Genomic DNA, 5171 nt, shown 5'->3' on the forward strand with positions numbered 1-5171 from the left:
TCGACGGCACGCTGATCCCGATCGACCGGGTCGCTGACCAGCGGCCCTACTACTCCGGTAAGCACAAGCGCCACGGGGTGAACGTGCAGGTCCTGGCCGACCCGGCCGGGCGGCTGGTCTGGGCGTCGGCCGCACTGCCCGGCTCCGTTCACGACCTGACCGCAGCCCGCGCCCATGGCCTGATCGATGCCCTGGCCAGCAACAACGTGCTGACCTTCGCCGATAAGGGCTACCAAGGCGCCCACGGCACCGTCTGGACCCCGTTCAAACGCCGCCGCACCCGCCTGTCCCGCCGGCAGAAGTCCGTCAACCGGCACCACGCCAAGATCCGAGCCCTCGGGGAACGCGCCGTGTCCACCCTCAAGACCTGGAAGATCCTGACCAAAATCCGCTGCTGCCCCCGCCGTGCCACCCCGATCGTGCAGGCCATCCTCGTCCTCCAAGCCGCCGAGGAGGCCCGCTACCCACGATGAAAATGGCTCACTGTTGTTCCGCATGAGCCACGCCGAGATCGAGATCACCGCGGAGCTGGTCGCGGATCTGGTGCGTGACCAGCACCCCGACCTCGCCGATCGCCCGGTCCGGCTGGGCGCGCGTGGGTGGGACAACCAACTGTGGCGGCTCGGTGACGACCTGGCCGTCCGGCTCCCCTAGGCGATCGCATCCGCGGACGCGCTGCTGCGCAAGGAATACTCCTGGCTGCCCACACTCGCTCCGCGTCTTCCGCTGCCGGTCCCCGTCCCGCAGCGACTCGCCGAACCGTCTGAACGGTTCCCTCGGCCGTGGCTCATCACCACCTGGGTGCCGGGCACGCCCGCCGACCGCGCCCCTGTCACGCGAGCCGCCGATGCGGCCACGTCCTTAGCCACTTTCCTGACGGCTCTTCACCAACCCGCCCCCAGCGGCGCGCCCGCAGGCCGAGACCGCGGCGGGCCACTGGCCGACTTAACCGGCGGATTCGCCAAGGCGCTCACCTCCGCCATCGAACGAGGGCTGATCGACGACCCGGACGCCGTCCGAGCCATCTGGCACGACGCGGTCACCGCGCCTCAATGGACAGGCCCGGCGCTATGGCTGCACGCCGACCTCCACCCTGCCAACGTGCTGACCGCCGGCGGCGCCATCTGCGGCGTGATCGACTTCGGTGACCTCTGCGCGGGCGACCCGGCGTACGACCTCGCCGCCGTGTGGCTCCTGCTACCCGAGGGCAGCACCGACCACTTCTACGCGGCCTACCAGCCCGCAGCGGACACCGCCACCATGCGCCGCGCCCGCGGATGGGCGATGGCACGCGCCCTCGGCGGCATCCTCATCGGCGACGCCGGCGTCCACGGCCGCCCCGGCGGCAAACCCACCTGGGGTCCACCCGCTCACGCCGCCCTGCAACGCCTCACCGCCACAATCCACTGACTCTGCGATCGCCTCGGGGTCGAACAGACGGCATGATCAACCACCCTCACATCGGCGGGGCGCGCACGCCCGGCTCAGCGCACGTGCACGACGAGGGCTCGACTTGCGGCCAAAAGAGCGCGCCACGCCTGGCCCGGCGAACTCGATGGCGCGACCGTTGAGCCAGACGTCAAGATGCGTTTATGGCCTATGATCCGTTGCTCACTCGCGCTCGAGCGGCCTGGGTCGAGATGGCTGGCGTTCCGATGGCCTTCCACGAGGAAGGCGGCGTCGAGGTAGCCGTCTCGGCCAGCTCCCTGCTCTGCCCACCCGGCTGGGTTGGGATCGTCGCGTTGGGCGACGCCGCCATCATCACCGCGCCGACAGGCAGCCAGGCCGCAACGGTACGCACGATGCTGCATGACGTGCCCGTCGAGGTACTGACTGACAGTGACCGGCTGCGCGCCGTCCTTCCAATCGACGAGGTGCTGGGTCCGGCGAGCCTGGCGTACCTCGGCGAGGGGGACCTACAGCCAGCCGGACCTGATGACGTGGAAGTGGTCCTCGCCGGTCACGACGATCTCGCCACGCTCCTGGCATCGGTGACGGCGGAAGATGCCGACGAATGCGGGTTGGCCGACATCACCTCCCCCGCGTTCGTGGTACGCCGCGGGAAGCACGTCGTCGCAGCCGCCGGCTACCGACGCTGGCCAGGGCTGCTGGTCCACATCGGCGTGCTGACGAAGCTGGATCAACGTGGCCGCGGACTGGCGCGTGCCGTTGCCTGCGCAGCAGCTGCGGACGGAATAGCCAGCGGTCTGCTGCCGCAGTGGCGGGCTCGACCGGAGCCCTCACGCCGAGTGGCGCGCGCGCTGGGGTTCCGTCAGCTCGGCGCCCAGCTGAGCATCCGTCTCAGGACCTGAACCCATAACGCGCCATACCACGACCTTGCCAATGGCGATACCGAGCACGGAGCGAGCCGCGCGGATTGCGGATAGCTGACCTGGGCATGCGACAGTCTCGACTAGCGGCCCATCCAAGCGGCGTGCCGGGCGCGACCATGCCGCGTTACACGATCACCACCGCGATCTACGCACAACTCGTTGGTCTCTTGATCGATCCAGTAGATTTGCCCGACGTCGATGAAGGTCGGCTCTTGCAGGTAGAACCAGTGATCCAGCACGTTGACGAGCATCAGCCGATCAGCAGTCACACGGTTCACCACGGCACCTCGTGGAGAAGACATCGCACTGCACGTACTCCTAATCATATGCCGGCCGATGCTTTCGCAGTCCGCGCTCATCGGCCATGAGTGGGCGTCGTCGGCCAAAGGCGTTGACGCTTTCGGCCCGCCGAAGAGGTCACCGTCGAGGAAGACCTGCAGCAGGTTTGCAGATGGAATTGAAGGCGCCGACGACGCCGACACCAATCCCGAACCTGCCACTACCGCCAACGCGGCTACCCCAAACACTGCCGCTGCAGTATTAGCGCGGGCCACAAAGATTGGTGCTCACCGGGCTCATAGTGAGCACCACGGCCGACCGCACCATCGCACGCGTCAGCTAAGGAACCGCGCCTCTCCTGTAAGTTTATCTACCACGATGGGAGAGTTGCCTGCCATTGCCTGCCTCCAGTCTCCCAGTTCTACGTAAGCTTGACCGTCGTAGGGGAAGATCCATGCGTCTTCACTCTCCTCAACACCGTCCTCAACAACGAGTATGCCGTATCTAAAGCGCGGGCGCACCTCAGCATCAAGGAATTCTTCTGCGCTCCTCCGGGCGCCCTCTTTGGACAACACTACCTAACACCCCTTCTCGTGTACGTGAATAGGAAGGAGATGAAGCCGTCGTCGAGGTTGGCCGGCCCGCCAATCTGACCGTCGAGAAATCTTACCACACCCTTCTGGTTTATCACATTGAAAGCGTGACCTTGCCGACCGGGCCCCCGAAGTCCGACGACAATCCCTCGTGCGCCCGGCCCGGACCGCTGCATCGCCTTAGTGATATCGCCGAGTTTCTTACGGTGAAGAAAAACGCTTCGCGAATACTGTGTGATCTCTGCCGCGTCGAAGGGGCCACCTGGAGGTGCCGGCTTGTAGGGCTTACCGCCCAGCATTTTGTCTGTCTCAATTGAGCATCGCACGCAGTTCTGCTTGCCGCCCGAGGGGTTTATATCTTTGATCGCCGACTTAGGGGCATCGCTCTTGCCATGTCCCGCCGCACGACCGCCACTCGCCGTCCCGCCACCCCCGCTGCGCGAGGGCTTCGCGGCGAGGTTAGCCTTCTTAATGTTAGCCGCGATCTTGTTCTTGACGTTCCGGAAAGCGTTTCGCGCCTTAGGCACTGAGCTAGAAGCCCGACTACGCCCGATCACCTTGGCGCCGGCTCTGACTGCCCTACTCGACGCCTTTCGGAAGTTCTTAAGGAGAGCCTTACCAATTCGCACGACAGCGGACCCGACGCCCTTGCTAAAACCTCCGCCAGCCTTTGCTGCGGTTCCTCCTCCTCCGTAGTTTATCGTGCTTGACATCGCGGGACTCACGCCCGTGGGACTGAGCCCGCCGCGGTCGATTGCGAGACCACTCGGGTCAGCATGCGTAGCTGGGTTGTTGTTCGCATAGGCATACCCATTCATGCTCTGAGGGTCACCGTAGTCGACAAGAGGATCGACGGATAGGAATCGACCAGTGCTGGGGTCGTACTCGCGGGCCCCAAGGTGGGTGTATCCCGTGGGATCGGTGGTTCCTCCGACGAAGCCCTTATTGTCGGGCCAAGCACTGGGGGGAGCTCCGCGGTCTTCACCAAACGGGGTGAGGCGTCGGCGCGTGGCAGTGAGAGTGGTGCTGTCGATGGCGAGTTGGTTGGTGCCGTGGTGGTTGGTGGCGGTCCAGGCGAGGCCGGTATTCGTGCGGATGGCGTTGGGGTAGTAGCGGGTGCCGGTGACCTGTGCGGTGGTGTGGTCGAGACGGTATTCGCTGTCGTCTAGGTAGAGGGTTTTGTCGGTGCCGGGGTTGTCGGCGATGAGGCGGTCGCCGACGGTGTTGTAGATGTAGGCGTGGGTGGTGGTGCCGTTGACGAGGCTGGCGAGGTGACCCTCGGCATCGAAGGTGAGCGCTTGGTCGGGTTTGCCGGTACTGACGCGGGTCTTAAGGTAGCCGCCGTTGTCGTAGGCGTAACTAGTGGAAGGTCCCCCGCCGTTGGTCGTGATGGTGCTTACGGCGTGTGGGCGGCTACTTAGAGGGGCGGGGTAGACGTAGGTGCGGGTGCTGTCGCCGCTGGCGGTGTGGCGGGTGTCGGTGGTGCGGTTGCCGGTCTTGTCGTAGGTGTAGCTGTGCCAGTAGGAGTCAGCGCCGCCGATGATGGCTTGGCTTGGAGTGCTCTGGCAGGTATTGGCGGTAGTGGTCCACGCTTCGGTGAGGCGTTGGAGGTAGTCGTAGCCGAAGCATTGATTGGCCACGACGGTGCCGGCGTTGGTTTCGGCGATGCTGGTAATATTGCCGGCCGGATCGTGGGTGTATTGCTCGGTGAGTTTCTCGTCCCAGTTGCCAGGCGTGGTCTGGTTCTCGGTTTCGGCTAGCAGGGTGGTGAGTCGGCCGGTGGCGTCGTCGATGGTCGTGGTGAAGCGGGCGCGTTTGGCGCCAGAGCCGAGGACTTGTTGTTTGACGGCGCCGTGCCAGTAGTACTGGGTCAGGGCCCCGGCAAAGTCGTGAGGGTGTCCGGCTTGGGTGGTTCGAAGTAGAAGCGCCGGTGTTGGTAGCAGCAAGACGGGCATGACCAGTTCAG

The 5171-nt window shown here is 65.2% G+C and carries 5 protein-coding genes and 1 pseudogene; 3 read left to right on the plus strand and 3 right to left on the minus strand.

Annotated elements, in window-relative coordinates:
• The 3 genes and pseudogenes from ACFYON_RS28960 to ACFYON_RS28970 form a co-directional block, all read left to right on the plus strand.
• On the plus strand, window positions 1–473 hold a 473-nt coding region (locus tag ACFYON_RS28960), incomplete at its 5' end, for a transposase family protein (RefSeq protein ID WP_387189797.1).
• A gap of 22 nt (window positions 474–495) precedes the next feature.
• Window positions 496–1410 (plus strand): annotated as a pseudogene (locus ACFYON_RS28965) (aminoglycoside phosphotransferase family protein).
• A 182-nt stretch (window positions 1411–1592) separates the two neighbouring features.
• Window positions 1593–2312: a GNAT family N-acetyltransferase gene (locus ACFYON_RS28970; protein ID WP_354874722.1), complete on the plus strand. Its 720-nt coding sequence runs from the start codon at window positions 1593–1595 to the stop codon at window positions 2310–2312.
• A 101-nt stretch (window positions 2313–2413) separates the two neighbouring features.
• On the opposite strand, the gene ACFYON_RS28975 is transcribed toward ACFYON_RS28970, so the two are convergent.
• The 3 genes from ACFYON_RS28975 to ACFYON_RS28985 all read right to left on the minus strand — a co-directional run.
• Window positions 2414–2611: a hypothetical protein gene (locus tag ACFYON_RS28975; RefSeq protein ID WP_334464666.1), complete on the minus strand. Its 198-nt coding sequence runs from the start codon at window positions 2609–2611 to the stop codon at window positions 2414–2416.
• 336 nt (window positions 2612–2947) lie between these two features.
• Window positions 2948–3187: a YrhB domain-containing protein gene (locus tag ACFYON_RS28980; RefSeq protein WP_354874725.1), complete on the minus strand. Its 240-nt coding sequence runs from the start codon at window positions 3185–3187 to the stop codon at window positions 2948–2950.
• Window positions 3187–5171: RHS repeat-associated core domain-containing protein (locus ACFYON_RS28985; protein WP_387190934.1), on the minus strand; the 1985-nt coding region annotated here is incomplete at its 5' end. The genes ACFYON_RS28985 and ACFYON_RS28980, both read right to left, overlap by 1 nt.

It is taken from the genome of Micromonospora sp. NPDC005686 (assembly GCF_042871665.1).
In the GTDB taxonomy this organism is placed as follows: Bacteria; Actinomycetota; Actinomycetes; order Mycobacteriales; family Micromonosporaceae; genus Micromonospora.

Coding starts and splice junctions, on each gene's coding strand:
- ACFYON_RS28970 (WP_354874722.1), top strand. CDS start 1,593: ATGGCCTATGATCCGTTGCTCACTCGCGCTCGAGCGGCCTGGGTCGAG.